The 15,073-nt window shown below is 62.3% G+C and carries 18 protein-coding genes and 1 tRNA gene; 8 read left to right on the top strand and 11 right to left on the bottom strand.

The genetic code is table 11. The features are described 5' to 3' along the window. Together BG60_RS33815 and proP are read left to right on the top strand one after the other, a co-directional pair. Nucleotides 1–537: transposase (locus tag BG60_RS33815; protein ID WP_034474252.1), on the top strand; the 537-nt coding region annotated here is incomplete at its 5' end. A 667-nt stretch (nt 538–1,204) separates the two neighbouring features. Then, a complete protein-coding gene (gene proP, locus BG60_RS33810; RefSeq protein WP_033536864.1) occupies nt 1,205–2,680 on the top strand; it encodes a glycine betaine/L-proline transporter ProP in 1,476 nt (491 codons plus the stop codon). Between the two features lie 54 nt (nt 2,681–2,734). On the opposite strand, the gene BG60_RS33805 is transcribed toward proP, so the two are convergent. Next, a complete protein-coding gene (locus BG60_RS33805) occupies nt 2,735–3,187 on the bottom strand; it encodes a metallophosphoesterase family protein (RefSeq protein WP_008350545.1) in 453 nt (150 codons plus the stop codon). Between the two features lie 203 nt (nt 3,188–3,390). On the opposite strand from BG60_RS33805, the gene BG60_RS33795 reads away from it, so the two are divergent. Continuing rightward, a tRNA-Leu gene (locus BG60_RS33795) sits at nt 3,391–3,475 on the top strand. Between the two features lie 29 nt (nt 3,476–3,504). Here the strand turns inward: BG60_RS33795 and BG60_RS33790 are convergent. Continuing rightward, a complete protein-coding gene (locus tag BG60_RS33790; RefSeq protein ID WP_008350546.1) occupies nt 3,505–3,717 on the bottom strand; it encodes a hypothetical protein in 213 nt (70 codons plus the stop codon). A gap of 111 nt (nt 3,718–3,828) precedes the next feature. Continuing rightward, nucleotides 3,829–4,113, bottom strand: a complete 285-nt coding sequence (locus BG60_RS33785) for a hypothetical protein (protein ID WP_008350548.1) — start codon at nt 4,111–4,113, stop codon at nt 3,829–3,831. Between the two features lie 199 nt (nt 4,114–4,312). Here BG60_RS33785 and BG60_RS33780 point away from each other — a divergent pair, with 199 nt between their 5' ends. Both BG60_RS33780 and BG60_RS33775 read left to right on the top strand, forming a co-directional pair. After that, entirely contained in the window at nt 4,313–4,669 is a 357-nt protein-coding gene (locus tag BG60_RS33780) for a hypothetical protein (protein WP_008350549.1), read from the top strand. A gap of 59 nt (nt 4,670–4,728) precedes the next feature. Then, complete coding sequence (locus BG60_RS33775) at nt 4,729–5,529, top strand: phosphodiesterase (protein WP_034474244.1); 801 nt, start codon at nt 4,729–4,731, stop codon at nt 5,527–5,529. A gap of 9 nt (nt 5,530–5,538) precedes the next feature. Here the strand turns inward: BG60_RS33775 and BG60_RS33770 are convergent, their stop codons facing one another. From BG60_RS33770 to BG60_RS37580, 5 genes are all read right to left on the bottom strand, one after another. Next, a complete protein-coding gene (locus BG60_RS33770; RefSeq protein ID WP_239295414.1) occupies nt 5,539–5,979 on the bottom strand; it encodes a response regulator in 441 nt (146 codons plus the stop codon). Nucleotides 5,980–6,028: 49 nt separating this feature from the next. Next, a complete protein-coding gene (locus tag BG60_RS33765) occupies nt 6,029–6,661 on the bottom strand; it encodes a response regulator (protein ID WP_008350556.1) in 633 nt (210 codons plus the stop codon). Between the two features lie 94 nt (nt 6,662–6,755). Next, a complete protein-coding gene (locus BG60_RS33760) occupies nt 6,756–7,331 on the bottom strand; it encodes a ferritin-like domain-containing protein (protein ID WP_008350558.1) in 576 nt (191 codons plus the stop codon). Nucleotides 7,332–7,526: 195 nt separating this feature from the next. Next, on the bottom strand, nt 7,527–7,688 hold the full coding sequence (locus BG60_RS37585; protein WP_008350559.1) for a DUF1328 family protein: 162 nt from the start codon (nt 7,686–7,688) through the stop codon (nt 7,527–7,529). Nucleotides 7,689–7,742: 54 nt separating this feature from the next. After that, nucleotides 7,743–7,919: a DUF1328 domain-containing protein gene (locus tag BG60_RS37580; RefSeq protein ID WP_008350561.1), complete on the bottom strand. Its 177-nt coding sequence runs from the start codon at nt 7,917–7,919 to the stop codon at nt 7,743–7,745. Nucleotides 7,920–8,068: 149 nt separating this feature from the next. Between BG60_RS37580 and BG60_RS33745 the strand changes: the two genes are divergently transcribed. The 3 genes from BG60_RS33745 to BG60_RS33735 all read left to right on the top strand — a co-directional run bounded on the left by BG60_RS33745 (nt 8,069) and on the right by BG60_RS33735 (nt 10,790). Beyond that, on the top strand, nt 8,069–9,532 hold the full coding sequence (locus tag BG60_RS33745; RefSeq protein ID WP_034474243.1) for a sensor histidine kinase: 1,464 nt from the start codon (nt 8,069–8,071) through the stop codon (nt 9,530–9,532). Between the two features lie 188 nt (nt 9,533–9,720). Next, on the top strand, nt 9,721–9,855 hold the full coding sequence (locus tag BG60_RS33740; RefSeq protein WP_008350566.1) for an entericidin A/B family lipoprotein: 135 nt from the start codon (nt 9,721–9,723) through the stop codon (nt 9,853–9,855). A gap of 293 nt (nt 9,856–10,148) precedes the next feature. Then, nucleotides 10,149–10,790 carry a dihydrofolate reductase family protein gene (locus BG60_RS33735; protein ID WP_034474241.1) on the top strand — a complete coding sequence of 214 codons (642 nt, stop codon included), beginning with the start codon at nt 10,149–10,151 and terminating at the stop codon, nt 10,788–10,790. A 59-nt stretch (nt 10,791–10,849) separates the two neighbouring features. Here BG60_RS33735 and BG60_RS33730 read toward each other — a convergent pair whose 3' ends face one another. From BG60_RS33730 to BG60_RS33720, 3 genes are all read right to left on the bottom strand, one after another. Further along, complete coding sequence (locus tag BG60_RS33730; RefSeq protein WP_008350569.1) at nt 10,850–11,632, bottom strand: DUF4397 domain-containing protein; 783 nt, start codon at nt 11,630–11,632, stop codon at nt 10,850–10,852. 299 nt (nt 11,633–11,931) lie between these two features. Beyond that, nucleotides 11,932–12,858, bottom strand: coding sequence for a glycosyltransferase family 25 protein (locus BG60_RS33725; RefSeq protein ID WP_034474239.1), 927 nt, complete (start codon nt 12,856–12,858; stop codon nt 11,932–11,934). 140 nt (nt 12,859–12,998) lie between these two features. Then, a complete protein-coding gene (locus tag BG60_RS33720) occupies nt 12,999–15,053 on the bottom strand; it encodes a YadA family autotransporter adhesin (RefSeq protein WP_081851926.1) in 2,055 nt (684 codons plus the stop codon). Nucleotides 15,054–15,073 lie beyond the last annotated feature (20 nt).

Below are 15,073 nucleotides of genomic sequence, written 5' to 3'. Positions count from 1 at the left end.
TGTCCGGCTTTGCCCGAATTCTGGAGCGCGCGGGCGATCCGTGCCATCGACGCGCGCGGACGCGAACGCGTGCTGCTGACTTCGCTGATCGATCGCCGACGCTTCAAACCCGCTGATATCGTCGCCTGTTATGAGCGCCGCTGGCAGATCGAAACCAGTTACGCCGAGCTCAAACAATCGATGCTGGGTTCGGAATTGACCTTGCGCAGCCGCACCGTCGCAGGAGTCTATCAGGAGATATGGGGCGCGTTGATCGCCTACAACCTGATTCGACGTGAGATCGCGAGCGCCGCGCGAGAAGCGAAACTTGCTCCGACTGATATCAGCTTCGTGCGAGCGCTTCACACGATCCAGCACGAGATGATGTGGGCGGCCCTCACGCCGGCGTTTGCAAAATTACCCGCCTGCCTTCAGCGTCTGCGCGAAAGGCTCAAGTCTATGCGCAACGAAAAACGACCCGGACGCACATGCGACCGGGTCGTCAAATCCCGCCCTAAACGGTACACCGTTCGCTATCTAAGAAAAGACCTTAACTGAACGGCATTAGCCCGAGCGGCCGGTTTTTTGTTGTCCGCGCGGCGGAAAATTGTTCCGCTTAGTACATCGGACCACGATGATGACAATCGGCGCAATCCTAAGTCCGACAAGGCTTTGCGGCCGCCGGGCTCGAGCGCGGTGGCAGACCGGTTTGCAGATCGTCTGTCATCGTGTTATCATCTTGCTCGTTATCAACAGCAATTCACCATCATTCACGTGCAAATGTTTCCGACTTCAAGTTCGGGCGTTGCGCGGTAGTGACAGTTTCTTATACAAAGAGGCGCGTCGGTTTTTCAAGCAGTAACGCCGGCCTTTTTCGTCTCAAGTTGTTTTTTTCGCCGACGTCGCGGCCCACCCGCGGCAACGCGGCCCACCCGCGGCAACTCAGTCATTCAGCGCTGCGTTCGCCGTCCGCACGTCAAATTCGTGTGTTTCACCCGAGTGCAATTTCGCGACTACACCCGCGCGAGGCACCGGCACCGTGTTTCTTTTCGCTCATCGACTTCGAGCCGCTCGGCCCGAGGTCGCGGAAAGCCTTTGCTTTCGTCTTCAAGCGTTCGCGGCGCCGTCTCGAAACTGCACTATCCCGGCAATTTGCGTCCGTCCTCCGCGGCGACGCACCCGACGTTTTTTGAGCGTCGGGATCGAATACGGAGTTTTTCGAACTATGTCTTCTCTTAACGAGGGCCTTTGGCGCAAACGCGATTCATCCAGTCAGAAGTCCGACCTCACCCTCGACGACATCACCATCGTCGATCAATCCCTGTTGAAGCGCGCCGTCGGCGCCATGGCCATCGGTAACGCGATGGAGTGGTTCGATTTCGGCGTGTACAGCTACATCGCCGTGACGCTCGGCCGTGTGTTCTTCCCGTCGAGCAGCCCCACCGCGCAGTTGCTCGCGACCTTCGGCACGTTCGCCGCCGCTTTCCTCGTGCGCCCGATCGGCGGCATGGTGTTCGGCCCGCTCGGCGACCGCATCGGCCGCAAGCGCGTGCTCGCGATGACGATGATCATGATGGCCGTCGGCACCTTCTGTATCGGCATCATTCCGAGCTACGAATCGATCGGCGTGATGGCGCCGGTGCTGCTGCTCATCGCGCGTCTCGTGCAGGGCTTCTCCACGGGCGGCGAGTACGGCGGCGCGGCGACCTTCATCGCCGAATTTTCGCCGGACAAGAAGCGCGGCTTCATGTCGAGCTTTCTCGAATTCGGCACGCTCGTCGGCTACGTGCTCGGCGCGGGCGTGGTCGCGGTGCTGACGGCGGTGATGTCGGAAAAAGACCTGCTGTCGTGGGGCTGGCGCATTCCGTTCATGATCGCGGGTCCGCTCGGGCTGATCGGTCTCTACATCCGGATGAAGCTCGAAGAAACGCCTGCATTCCAGCGTGAAGCCGAAAAGGCCGAAGCCGTGTCGCACGAGACGACCAAGGAGCAGTTCCGCGAGACGCTGATCCAGCAATGGAAGCCGCTCTTGCAATGCGTGGGCCTCGTGCTGATCTTCAACGTGACCGACTACATGGCGCTGTCGTATCTGCCGAGCTATCTGTCGGCGACGCTCAAGTTCAACGAGACGCACGGCCTCTTCATCGTGCTCGTCGTGATGGTGCTGATGATGCCGCTCACGCTCCTCGCCGGCCGTCTGTCGGACACGATCGGCCGCAAGCCGGTGATGCTCGCCGGCTGTATCGGTCTGCTGGTGCTGTCGATTCCTTCGCTCTCGCTGATCCGCATGGGCACCGTTCCGTCGATCTTCGCGGGCATGATGATTCTCGGCGCGCTGCTGTCGACGTTCACGGGCGTGATGCCGTCGTCGCTGCCGGCGCTCTTCCCGACGAAGATCCGCTACGGTGCGCTCGCGATCGGCTTCAACGTGTCGGTGTCGCTCTTCGGCGGCACGACGCCGCTCGTCACCGCATGGCTCGTCGACACGACCGGCAACCTGATGATGCCCGCGTACTATCTGATGGGCGCGTCGATCATCGGCATCGTGTCGGTGCTCGCGCTCTCTGAGACGGCGAAGAAGCCGCTGAAGGGCTCGCCGCCGGCGGTCGCGTCGAAGTCGGAAGCGCATGCGATTCTGCGCGGCCATCGCGAAGCCGCCGAAATGGACGATGCGTTCCCGGAAGGCACGGTGCGCGCGTAAGCGTTCTGGCGTGATCGAATGGAAGGGCCGGTGCGTGAAGCGCCGGCCCTTTTTTCATTCGATCAGCGAAACGATGCGCGCTTCCGCTTTGCCGTCGTCGATATCGAGCAGCGCGAGCGTGACCGGCAATCTGAAGCGACGCGGCCCCGCGCTGCCGGGATTCACGAAGAGCACGCCGCCGCGCCGCTCGATGAGCGGCTTGTGCGAATGACCGGTCACGACGACATCGATGCCGTCGAGCTGCTTCGGCACATCGGCGATATCGTGGACGACGTGAATCGTCGCGCCGCCCAGTTCGATGCGCGCGTGTTCGGGCAGCCGCGCGAGGTCATCGGCGATATCGTTGTTGCCGCGCACGACGGTGAGCGGCGCGAGCGACGCGAGCGCATCGAGCACGTCGCGTCTGCAGATATCGCCCGCGTGGATGATGTGCGCGGAGCCGCGCAAGGCGTCGAGCGCTTCGGGGCGCACGAGGTTATGGGTATCGGAGATAAGGGCAATACGCATGAGGCGTCACGCTTCTTCGTTCGCGCGCACGCCGAAGTCCTCGCCGTGCGCCACGTTCGGTTCCGGCACCATCATCGTGTCCTCGCGACTGAATCGGTGCCGGCGATTATGCGGGACGGCCGAAACCTTGTCGAACGGCTTGTATACGACGAGCGGCGCGGCTTTGGCGCGGTCGCATGCAATGGTAGAATCGCGTCCGCCCTGCCGGGGTGATGAAATTGGTAAACATAGCGGACTTAAAATCCGCCGCCTCACGGCTTGCCGGTTCGAGTCCGGTCCCCGGCACCAAGCAGTATGAAGGGCAGCGCGCCGCACCCTCACACCGCGTTCAACAACCGCTCCGCATCCCTCACTGCATCGAGCAGCGCTTCGATCGCCGTATCGCGTTCGAGCAGGCACACATGCTCGATATCGAACGGCAACGCATCCACGCCGACGAAGCGCACCGTACCGCCGAAGCAGTCGCGCGCCTTGCCGCTCTTCACGGAAGCGATGTAGTTCGGGGTGATGTAGAGCGCAACGGGCGTCATGGCGGGCTCCGCGATGGTCCGGTCGATGAACCCGAGTCTAGCCGCACGCACCATCTCGCTGAACCCGCCGCACGCGGGGAAACCGATCCCCTCTTTCGCTGCCTTCGCTGCCTACACCGCATGCCCCAGCACACGCGCGACGTAGTGCCGTCCCCACGCCTCGCCGTGCGCGATCGCCTCGGCGACGGTCTCGAACGGGCCGCGGTCGCCGGTCATTTCGCCGGAGTCGTCGGCGAGTTTCGAACCGTGCAGCGGCTTCTGGTCGAGGCGCGTCACGCGCACGCGGATCGCGTAACCTTCGGACGGCGCCGCATCCTCGTCGCCATCGGCCGCGAGCGGCTTCGGCACGGCCTGCATGGCGAGCAGGTAATCGCCTACTTCGATGTCCTTCTGCATGGCGGTCGTCTCCATCGGTGAGGAACGCGCTCGTCGAACGTCAGTGCCGATTGTGCTACCGCATCGCTGCACAAAACAAGCGGTCACGCGCCGCGATGCACTACAGTGATGCACTGCGGCACGCATGTTATAAAGCTCCGCCCGACACTCATCACGCCCCGGCGCGTCTCGCCGCATCGGGCACCGACCGAATTCATCGATGAACCATCGCATCCGTCACCTGCTGCCCGTCCTGCTCACGACTTCGCTCGCCTGTCTCGGCGGCTGCACGTCCTATTACAAAAACGTCGAGACCTGCAAGGAGAAGGTGCGGGCCGACTATCCCGACGCCGCGAGCGCGCCGCTCAAAATCACCGGTTCCGGCGCGAGTTATCATGGCTCGCGGGTCGTCGTGCACGGCACGATCCAGAATCCGCCGAAGCCGCCGGCCACGAAGTCTTCATCGGTGCCCGCAGCCGCCGAATGCACGTTCAGCGAAACGTCGATGACCGGCTTCCAGTGGCTCGTCCCCGCGAAGCTCGCGCCCAAGCCGCCGGTCGCCGAATCCGACGACTGAATCCGACGGCTGAATCCGACGACCCAGCCCGAAACCGTCCGCGACGAGGAGATTCGCGCATGCTGCTCGCCCAGATCAGCGATCTGCACATCACGCCGCCGGGCACGCTCGCCTACGGCCGCGTCGATACTGCCGCGTATCTCGCCCGCGCGATCGACGTCCTCAACGCGCTCGATCCGCGCGCCGACGCCGTGCTTGTTACCGGCGATCTCGTCGATGCGGGCGGCATCGACGAATACCGGCATCTGCGCACGCTCCTCGACCGGTTCGCCATTCCGTGGCGCGTCATCGCCGGCAATCACGACGACCGCGCGAATCTGCGCGCCGTCTTCGGCGATCTCCCCGAGCTCGCGGGTCACGACGGTTTCCTGCAGTACGCGTTCGACGTCGGCGAAGTCCGCGTGATCGCGCTCGACACGCTCGATCCCGGCTCCGGCGCGGGACGCCTGTGCGCCACGCGCCTTGCCTGGCTCGAAGCGCAGCTCGACGCCTCGCGCGACCGGCCGGTGCTGATCGGCATGCATCATCCGCCGATCGAATGCGGCATCGGCTTCATGGACGACATCCGCCTCGCGCCCGACGACAGCCGCGCGCTCGACGCACTCGTGCGGCGTCATCCGAACGTCGAGCGCATCGTATGCGGCCACGTGCACCGCGCGATCAGCGCGCGCTTCGGCGGCACGATCGTGTGGTGCGCCCCGTCGACGGCGCATCAGGTCGCGCTGCAATTGAAATCCGATGGTCCAGAAGCCTTCGTGATGGAGCCGCCCGCATTCGGGCTGCATCTGTGGCGCGCCGGCGTCGGCCTCGTCACGCATTGCATGAGCGTCGAACAAGGTGGCGGGCCGCAGCCTTTCTGAGCCGGGCCTTCAGGTGCGCTCGCGCGCGTAGTCGTCGAGCGCGTCGAGCACGCGATCGAACTCGAGCGATTTGTCGAAGAAGTGACGCACGCCGTATTGCAGGCAACGCTCGCGATACGTCGGCAGCGCGTGATTCGTGAGCACCGCGATGAACGCGGTTTCCGAGCGCGGCGCGCCGCCCTCCTTGAGCCAGGCGAGCACGTCGATGCCCGAGCCGCGCTTCAGTTGCAGATCGACGATGATCGCATCGAAAGTCCGCGACGACAGCAGCGCGATGGCCTCGTCGGGCGCATCGGCGAACGCGGTCACGCGCCACGGCCCGAGCGCGTCGATCGCCTCGGTCAGGCTGCGGCGGATAAGCGGCGAATCCTCGATCAGCAACGCCGCGAGCGGCGGCCGCCGCGCGCCCGGCTGCTCCATTCGGTCGTCAGTGTCGATGTGATTGCCCACGGCGGGCGTCCTCCGGCAGTGCTCTCGCGGATGTTCGAACGATGCGCCGCTATTCGATCAGGCCGTTCTTGATCGCGTAATACGTGAGGTCGGCGTTATTGGAAAGCCGCATTTTTTCGAGCACGCGCGCGCGATACGTGCTCACCGTCTTCACCGACAGATGCAGTTCCTGCGCGATTTCCGTCGGCAACTGGCCGCCCGCGAGCTTGCAGAAAATCTGAAACTCGCGTTCCGACAGCAGTTCGTGCGGGCGCTCGGCGGCGGGCTTGTCGAGCTTGTCGGCGAGCGCATCCGCGATGAACTCCGACAGATAACGATGCCCGCGTGCCACCGTGCGGATCGCGCGCACGATTTCGTCGGGCGCGGCATCCTTGTTCAGATAGCCGTTCGCGCCCGCCTTCAGCAGGTTGATTGCGTACTGGCTTTCGGGGAAGCCCGAAAGCATCAGCACGCCCTGCTCCGGACGGATCTGCTTGATGACGCGCAAGGTATCGACGCCGTTCTTGTCGGGCATCGCGATGTCGAGCAGCACGACATCGAACGCCTGCGCGCGCACGAGCGCGATGGCCTCGTCGCCGGTGGCGGCTTCCGCGCCGACTTCCATGTCGGGTTCGTCGGCGACGAACTGCCTGAACCCGCTGCGCACGATGGCGTGGTCGTCGGCTATCAAGACTCGAATCATTCGCGTGGTCCGTGCTGCCGGACGGTCGGCTACCAGTGGATCGGCCATGTCATGCGGGCGCCGGGCGCGCGACGCGTGCTCGGCGCCCTCGTCCTCATCCGTTGCGGCCTTCCAGCAGATCGGCCATGTCGTCGGCGTGCTCTTCCTCGACGGCGAGAATGTCCTCGAAGATGCGACGCGTCGTGACGTCCTTGTCGCCGAGATAGCGGATGATCTCGCGATACGTGTCGATCGCGATGCGCTCCGCGATCAGATTCTCGCGGATCATGTCGATCAGATCCTTACCTTCGCTGTACTGCGAATGCGAGCGCGACGAGAGGCCGTCGGGCGCGAAATTCGGCGCGCCGCCGAGTTGCACGATGCGCTCGGCGAGCGTGTCGGCGTGCTGCTGTTCCTCGTTCGCGTGCTCGAGAAACTCCTGTGCGACGGCTTCCGAGTGGATGCCCTTCGCCATGAAATAGTGGCGCTTGTAGCGCAGCGTGCAGACGATTTCCGTGGCGAGCGAATCGTTGAGCAGCTTCAGCACGGTCTCGCGATCGGCGCCGTAGCCGGTCGTCACCGCGCCTTCGTCCATGTGCTGCCGGGCATCGGCGCGGATCTTCTCGACATCGAGAACGAAGGCGTCGGTGGATTGGCTCGGCTCGGCGTTTACCGCAGACGATTTGGACATTTGGTTCGCTCCTCTTTGACAGGTGAGTTGACGTTGTTCGCTGGAGCAGGCTTCGGCGCCAGGGTTTCCATAGCGCCCTGCTATCCAATCCGATACTCCGATGCACACACCATGCCTGATCTGTCGAAGAAACCGCGCGACGGTGATAAAACCCGCGCGCGGCTTGATGGCTCGTGGCTTTTAGTTAAGCGGGCGTCACGTTCGGAACACGCCGAGCAGCAAAGTGACCACGAACACGACGAGAAAAATGAAGAAAAGGATCTTCGCGATTTCCGCCGCGCCGGCCGCGATGCCCGTGAAACCGAACACGGCCGCGATGAGGGCGATGACGAAGAAGACTGCAGCGTAATGAAGCATGTGACCTCCTTCCTGAGTTGTTGATTACGTTTTGTCGATACGTCCGGAACGCCGCTAATCGATCGCTTTTTTCGTGACGACGAAGCCGAGCACGAGAAACACGACGCACAGGATCAGGAACAGCACGAACAGGAACTTGGCGATGGCGGCCGCTCCGGCAGCGACGCCGGTGAACCCCAGCACGCCGGCGATCACGGCTACGATCGCGAAAAACAAGGCCCACTTCAGCATGATCGTTCCCCGTAGGAGTGGATGACGGAACTATCGTAGCCACGCGATGCGCGCCGCGCATTCGGGCAGGCTCCTTTTTTGCTGTGGGAATCCACCGACACTTGCTTTCAAATCGGCTGCTCTAAGTGAAACGCCGGACGACCCACGCCATGAGCCACGTACTGCCCACCGAGATACCGACGACGATCTTGCCCGAGGACACGCCGCCGCCCGCGCCCGAAGGCATCGCGCGCCGCGCCACGCGCTTCAACGACTGGATGCGCCGCTATAGCTGGGCGGTCGCGATGACGGTGGCGATCGTGATCACGGTCGGCGGGCTGATCATTCTGGAATCGGGGCGCATGCGGATCGCGTCGGAATACGAGACCGCGCTCGAAGCGAAAGGCGCGACCGCGCAGCTTTCGATGCTCGCCGCCGATATCGCCGCGCTCACCGCCGACGAACGCGGCTTCGCGCTACAGGCCGACGACGCGTATCAGGCGCATTTCCGCGACGCGGCCGGACGCGTGCGGCGCACGCTGGCGTGGCTCGATGCGTATTACCGGCGCATCGGTGACGACACCGCGCTCGCGAGCTTCGCGCAGATCCGCTCCGCCGCCGACGATGAAATCGCGCAAGGCACCGCGCGCATCGCCGATTCGCCCGATGCCACGCGTGCGCTGCCGCCACCCGACGCGAGCGCCACGCTCGATGCGGCGCTGTCGCTGTTGCGCCTGAACGAAGAGCAGCGCGCGCAACACGCGCTCGACGCGAGCCGCGCCGACCAGCGCATCTCGACGCTGTGCGTGGGCGCGTTGTGCGCCCTCAACATCGTGCTATTCATCCTGCTGTTTCGTAATCTCGGCATTCAGCTCGACAAGCAGGCGCGCGTGCAGAAGGCGCTCATCACGCAGCAGGAAGAGCTCGACCAGCTCGTGTTCGCGCGCACGCGTCAGCTCGAGGCGCTCGCGTGGCACTTGCAGTCCGTCAGCGAAAACGAGAAGACGGAGCTCGCGCGCGAACTGCACGACGAACTCGGCTCGATCCTCACCGCGAGCAAGATGGATGTCGCGTGGGTGCGCGGCAAGCTGAAGGACAGCGAGCCCGCGATGGCCGAAAAACTCGCGCGCGCGCTCGGCAATCTGGATCAGGGCATCGCGTTGAAGCGCCGCATCATCGAGGACATGCGCCCGACGGTGCTCGCCAACTTCGGTCTCGTCACGGCGCTGCGCTCGCTCGCCGATGAAGCCGCGCAGCGCAACGGCTGGAACGTCGAATTCGATCTGCCGGGCGAGGACGTGAAGCTCGGCGAGGCGATCGAAATCGCGCTTTTCCGCGTCGCGCAGGAGACGCTCACGAACGCGGCGAAGTACGCGCACGCGAGCCGTATCCGCGTGGCGCTGACGGTCGATGAAGCGAACGTGTCGCTCTCGATCACCGACGACGGCATCGGCATTCGGCCGCAGGATTTGAAGCGCACGCAGACGCATGGGCTCGTCGGCATGCGGCAGCGCGTGTCGGCGCGCGGCGGACGCTTCGAGATCGAGCGCGCGACGCCGCGCGGCACGGCGATCAGCGTGTCGATGCCGCGCGAGCGCAGCGCCGATGCGCCGGTCGTCGCGGCATCGACGTAGGACGGCGCCGACACGAAATGCGGACGACGCCGACACCAGAATTGCATGCGTGCCTACATCCGCGAACGATGCGCTTTTTTATGATTGATCACACCGGTAAGACAGGACGTCAGCCAGGCGCCCGTCGACCACACACGATGCGCGAACCGTTTTTCCTGTCACGCATTTCAACTCCAAGGGGAATACACATGACTCGACTCATCGCTCTACTCCTCATCGCCGGCAGCGCGGCTCTCGCAGGCTGCAACACCGTTTCGGGAGCCGGTCAGGACATCTCGAAGGGCGGCCAGGCCATCTCGAACTCCGCGGAGCAGCACAAGTAATTCACGAGGCGCGCCGCTTCGCTGCGGCGTTCCCGCTCAGGCGTTCCATAGCGTTGACGTAGTTCTCTCTCTTCCCGCCACCTTCGCGTGGCGGGATTTTTTTTGTCTTTGGAGCCGTTCGTGTGTCGTCCAGGCCGCTCGCGGCGTCCCACGGGTCACGCGTCATTCTCTGCACAATGACGCCGATGACCCAGATCCCCTTCGCTGCGATAGAGTTCGCTCATCTCGATGCCTTCCTGAGCGATGATGCCTGGCTTCAGACATCGGGATTCACAGCGCAAAGGGAGACACGAATGGCCAAAGTAAAAGTAGCCGGGTTCGGCGTTTCGCTCGATGGCTTCGCCGCGGGAACCGGTCAGAGTCTGGAACATCCGCTCGGGGTGCGGGGCCCGGAGCTCTTTCAGTGGTTTTTCCCGACGCAGACGTTTCGGCGGATGCAGGGAAAAGACGACGGCGAAACCGGTGTCGATGACGACTTCGCCCGGCGCGCGATGGACGGATTCGGCGCGTTCATCCTCGGGCGCGACATGTTCGGGCCGATTCGCGGCGAATGGCCGGATGAACAATGGAAAGGATGGTGGGGTGAGGATCCGCCCTATCATGCGCCGACTTTCGTGCTGACCCATTACCCGCGTCCGCCGATTCGGATGCAAGGCGGGACGACGTTTCACTTCGTCTCGGACGGCATCGAGGTCGCGCTGCAAAAGGCACGCGAAGCGGCGGGCGCGAAGGACATCAAGATCGGCGGCGGAGCGGCCACGGTCAAGCAATACATTCAGGCCGGCCATGTGGATGAAATCCACCTCGCTTTCGCGCCGGTGGCGCTCGGGCAAGGGGAATCGCTCTTCGACGGTCTGGATTTGCGCGCTTTGGGATATCGGACGGTCGAGCACGTTCCGACGGAGCGGGCCACGCACATCGTCCTTGCGAAGTAGCTGCGCGCGATACGAAAAAGCCCGGCCGATTCTTCCGGCCGGGCTGTGCGGTTCATGCCTTATTGCGTGTCGGGCAGTTCGAGCGCCGGCTGCTGCGTGTTGCCACCCTGCGCGACGAGCACGCGAATCTTCTCGGGCACGAGTTGCGTGGCTGCATTTCCCGAAGGCAGCGTCGTCACGAGCCAGTCCGCGTTGTTGACGAGATCGAACGACGCGGATTTATAGACCGGCGTCTTCGAGCCCGGCAGCGTCGCGATCAGTTGATACGTGCCGCCGGAGACGTAGATCGAGTCTTGCGTCGTCGCCGGTACGGCGTTCTTGTAGGCCACGCCCGCCATCGTCGGGCTGACGGTCGAGATGTTCGTGCCCGGCGCGACGAGATAGATGTCGAGGTTCGGCGCGTTCGTCGATGCGTTGAACGCGCGCACGCGTGCGCTGCTCGATAGCAGGCCCTTGTCGAACGGATCGTCGATCACCGCGATCGACGGCACGAAGCCCGCGTCCGGCAGCGCGATCACCGTGTATTCGTGCCCTTTCGCCGCGTTCGAGATGGTCGTGTCGGTCGCGAGTTGCGTCGTCGTGTTCACGGCGGCGTAGGAAAAGTTGTGCTGGCCCGTGTCGATGTTCGCGAAGTTCGTCACCGCCTTATAGGCGAGATTCGGCTGCAGGATCTTGCTGTTGTCGTAGAAGTCGACGTTCGGGCCGCTCGGGATCGCGTGGATGAAATGGACTTGCGGCTGAGTGACGCCGATTTCCTTGCCGACGTCATCGGAGCTTCCGCCGCAAGCGGAGAGCAAAGCGGCGACGGCGGCAAGCGCGGCAGCGGTGCGGATGAGCTTCATGGTTTCACCTTTTCTCTTGGTTTTAATCGTTGTTTGAGTCCGCGGTGCGTTTCGTAAGGCGTGGTGCGTTTCGAGGTTTGAGGCCGGGACTCTCCCGTTTTGGCCTTGCTCACCGTCAGCGGCGACGCTTACCGCGAATGACACCGCGACGGGTAACCGGCGTTAGCAATCCCTGTGCCCCGGTTCGGCGCAGGGAGGCTCGAACTGTGGACAAGCATCGTTGACCGCGCGCCGGCATTCTCCAGATCAAGCTTCACGAGATAACGTGTCGACGAGGGAACCAGAAGGAGCACTTGCGGCTATGCCATTGCGCGACAGGATTGATACAGTTTCATTCCAAGTTCATATTCAGGCGACCCTTCCGCATCGGAAATCAACGCGGCCATTTCCGTCATGTCGAGCCGGTGATCGCCCGCAAATAGCAGACGCCGAATCGCGTTAGCAAGGAGCCCTTCTCTCTCCCCTACCGGGAGATAGTCGAGCTTTTCATAGGGAATCGTTGAAACGTTCCTAAAGCTAGGCGTCGCCAGGAACGGAACAGTCAGATTTGCCATCACACGTCCACTGGAAATCCAATCCCGGTACAGAATATCCACCGCGATTCCGGGATCCGGCTCTTCAGAGAAAAGCTGCCGCAGTGTTTGCTTTCCCTTCGGAGTCACGACGTAACAGGCAGAGCAATATGCAAAGATCCCACGTGCGTCAATAATGCTCACGCCTGAGAGCGCATGTCTATCCTCTTCCGAAGCATCGCCGCGCATCCGATTCTTCATTTGTATCTCACTAAGAGATAACAGGAAGGGCGCCTGTGCATAGAAGGAGCAACAGTCTAAAAAAAGAATATCGCAGGTCGGATGTCTAGCGATAAATTCACTTAGCGTGGCTGGATTCGCTATTTTCGAAAAAGAACGACTGATTTCTACATCGTCCTCCAAAATCAGAAGAGCCGACGAATCATCAGAGTCCGCAATAGCCTCCGTGTGCGACTGTCGACACGCCCAAACACTGTTTTCAACAACGCCGACGAACGGCCCACGCGTGCTTCCATCGACTGCGGCGAAACGCTTGATCCAATCTTCGCAGCCCAAATCATGCAGCTGACGCTCGATTGAATGTCGACGCTCCTTACTTCTTTCAAGATTTATGTACACCCCTTCAAGCCGCATGATCGATGCTCCATTCTTAGCTCGATAAGTATAGCTCATCATTTTCTTGCTGATGATCATCGCTCTCTTGAAGCTTTACATCTGCCGCCCGCGCTTTGCCGAATCGATGATCCGAGCGCACGTGTTCAGGTCCGCTGTGAACACATCTAGATCGCTGCGGAGGACGGATCCCGCATAAAATCGTCCTCCGCAACAGCTGCTTACCAGCGATATCCCGCCTGTGCTTTCATTGCGACCGGACCGCTCGTGCCTGTCGACACCCCCAGACCAATGTTCAGGTTCGCCGTCGCCTGATAGGCGGCCGCGAGACCGACAGCCGTCGCGGAGCCGTAGTTGCCGACGGCCGTGCCGACCCACTTCTCACCGACGTTGAGCACCGGAATGCTCGGGATCGCGAGAGTTGCAGCGGCGGCGCGGTCGGCGTAGTGCTTCATCTCGTTCTTCGCACCTGCAACGGCTTGGTCGGTGTAGGAATTCGCCCCTGCGATGGCCTCGTCGGTGTAGCCGTTGGCCTGCTTCACCGCGCTGTTCAACTGATCGACGTTGACGGCGTCGGTGCCTTGCGTACCGGCGGCCACGTTCGTGATCTGCCGTTCGCTGCCTGATGCGCCGACCGAGACGGTGTTCGTGCGATTAGCGACCGAATCGGCACCGAGCGCGACGGAATTGTCGGCGTTGGCGTTAGCGTTAGCGCCCATTGCCATCGAGTGCGTAGCGCTTGCGACAGCAGCCTCTGACGGATCGCCGTCAAGGGCGAACAGCAGACTGGAGCCGCTTATTGACGCAGAGACCACCGGTGTCGCACCTACGTCCGACGTTGCCCCGAGCAGAGAAGGAGCGCTCTTTGCGGCGACTTCGACGCCCGATGGAAGCGACGCGCCCACGAACGTCGCTCTGACGCCACCACGCAAAGCCGCGATGCTCGCTGTGTTCTGCGCGACTTGGGCACTCACCGCGTTTAGCTGCGACATGTTGACAGCGTCATTGCCGTCAATTCCATTCGCTACGCCGATAATGCGTCGGGAAAAGCCCCAATCTCCACCGACGCTGACCACATTGCTTTGACCAAAATCGTTTGCGTTCGCACCCAGTGCGACTGAGTTGAGACCGCTTGATTGCGCGCCGGAGCCGAGCGCCACCGAGTATTTATTTTGAGCATAGGAGCCGTTACCGAAGGCTGCGCTTTCTTCACCCGCTGCTCGGCTGTAGCCACCAGCAGCAATGCTCAACCAACCTGAAGCATTCGCCGCCGAACCAAACGCCGCGGAGAAGTGATCGCCGGCTTTCGCCCCGCCGCCGACTGCGACGGAGCCCCACCCTTCAGCGACAGAGTTTTCGCCGATCGCTGTTGCATTTTCATTAGTAGCTCTTGCGCTGTCCCCGAGTGCTGTCACGGCATTGCCCGTTGCTTTAACGTAACGACCGATCGCGATGCTAGCATCGCCTTGAGCGTAAGGAGCGGCGCCAATTGCAATCGAGGGTCCGTCCGTTCGCGCGTCATATCCGATCGCAATCGCGCCGTTGCCGTTCGCATGGGCATTGTTGCCAAATGCCACCGGGAACCAGCCATCTTCGGCGATCGCATTATTGCCCAACGCTGTGCTGTATTGGCCGGATGCTCGTGTGCCCTTTCCGATGGCAATACTGTCGTTTTGGGCTTGCGTACCCGCTCCGATGGCGAGGCTCGCGCCAGACGCCTTCGCGCTCGCTCCGACTGCAAGACCATAACTGTCGGCACGAGCTTGGGCACCGATCGCGGTGGCGTCCCATCCCCCTCCGTAGGCATCGATACCTATCACTACCCCGTTCGCACTCGCGCGAGTGTTTGCGCCAATGGCAATCGCATCTGCGTATGTGGTCGTGGCATTCGGACCTATTGCAATACTGTTCTGCCGCGCACTGCTATTCAGACCGATCGCGACAGCCGGTGCATCATTGGAATATTCGTCACCCGTTGAATACGCGTTGGCGCCGTTTCCGATCAGTACGCTGTCTGCCAAGCGGTTCGACTGACCGTTGCCGATCATGGTTCCGGTCGCCGCAGCGTCGTTGTTGTCACCAACGATATTGGTACCATCACGAGACACCGTGTTGTTGTCGCCGACGACGTTCGTGCCATCACGGGACACATTCGGGCCGACCCTGTTATTCCACCCGTTAACCGATCCTGCCGACACATTGGCGCTCGCTAGAACTGCCATGGTAGTCAAGACAGCCAGCATGACGGGCTTGAATCGCATCTGTTGAACTTTCATTTATAATTTCCTCACAACAA

The sequence above is a fragment of the Caballeronia zhejiangensis genome (assembly GCF_000698575.1).
Classification (GTDB): Bacteria; Pseudomonadota; Gammaproteobacteria; order Burkholderiales; family Burkholderiaceae; genus Caballeronia; species Caballeronia zhejiangensis.
This window is presented reverse-complemented; position numbering and strand designations above follow the sequence as displayed.

Excerpts from the sequence above, each read along its gene's own strand:
- BG60_RS33760 (WP_008350558.1), bottom strand. The coding sequence starts at position 7,331 with ATGTCCAAATCGTCTGCGGTAAACGCCGAGCCGAGCCAATCCACCGAC.
- BG60_RS33785 (WP_008350548.1), bottom strand. The coding sequence starts at position 4,113 with ATGCAGAAGGACATCGAAGTAGGCGATTACCTGCTCGCCATGCAGGCC.
- BG60_RS33805 (WP_008350545.1), bottom strand. The coding sequence starts at position 3,187 with ATGCGTATTGCCCTTATCTCCGATACCCATAACCTCGTGCGCCCCGAA.
- BG60_RS37585 (WP_008350559.1), bottom strand. The coding sequence starts at position 7,688 with ATGCTTCATTACGCTGCAGTCTTCTTCGTCATCGCCCTCATCGCGGCC.
- BG60_RS33720 (WP_081851926.1), bottom strand. The coding sequence starts at position 15,053 with ATGAAAGTTCAACAGATGCGATTCAAGCCCGTCATGCTGGCTGTCTTG.
- proP (WP_033536864.1), top strand. The coding sequence starts at position 1,205 with ATGTCTTCTCTTAACGAGGGCCTTTGGCGCAAACGCGATTCATCCAGT.
- BG60_RS33780 (WP_008350549.1), top strand. The coding sequence starts at position 4,313 with ATGAACCATCGCATCCGTCACCTGCTGCCCGTCCTGCTCACGACTTCG.
- BG60_RS33745 (WP_034474243.1), top strand. The coding sequence starts at position 8,069 with ATGAGCCACGTACTGCCCACCGAGATACCGACGACGATCTTGCCCGAG.
- BG60_RS33790 (WP_008350546.1), bottom strand. The coding sequence starts at position 3,717 with ATGACGCCCGTTGCGCTCTACATCACCCCGAACTACATCGCTTCCGTG.
- BG60_RS37580 (WP_008350561.1), bottom strand. The coding sequence starts at position 7,919 with ATGCTGAAGTGGGCCTTGTTTTTCGCGATCGTAGCCGTGATCGCCGGC.
- BG60_RS33765 (WP_008350556.1), bottom strand. The coding sequence starts at position 6,661 with ATGATTCGAGTCTTGATAGCCGACGACCACGCCATCGTGCGCAGCGGG.
- BG60_RS33740 (WP_008350566.1), top strand. The coding sequence starts at position 9,721 with ATGACTCGACTCATCGCTCTACTCCTCATCGCCGGCAGCGCGGCTCTC.
- BG60_RS33730 (WP_008350569.1), bottom strand. The coding sequence starts at position 11,632 with ATGAAGCTCATCCGCACCGCTGCCGCGCTTGCCGCCGTCGCCGCTTTG.
- BG60_RS33735 (WP_034474241.1), top strand. The coding sequence starts at position 10,149 with ATGGCCAAAGTAAAAGTAGCCGGGTTCGGCGTTTCGCTCGATGGCTTC.
- BG60_RS33725 (WP_034474239.1), bottom strand. The coding sequence starts at position 12,858 with ATGATCATCAGCAAGAAAATGATGAGCTATACTTATCGAGCTAAGAAT.
- BG60_RS33775 (WP_034474244.1), top strand. The coding sequence starts at position 4,729 with ATGCTGCTCGCCCAGATCAGCGATCTGCACATCACGCCGCCGGGCACG.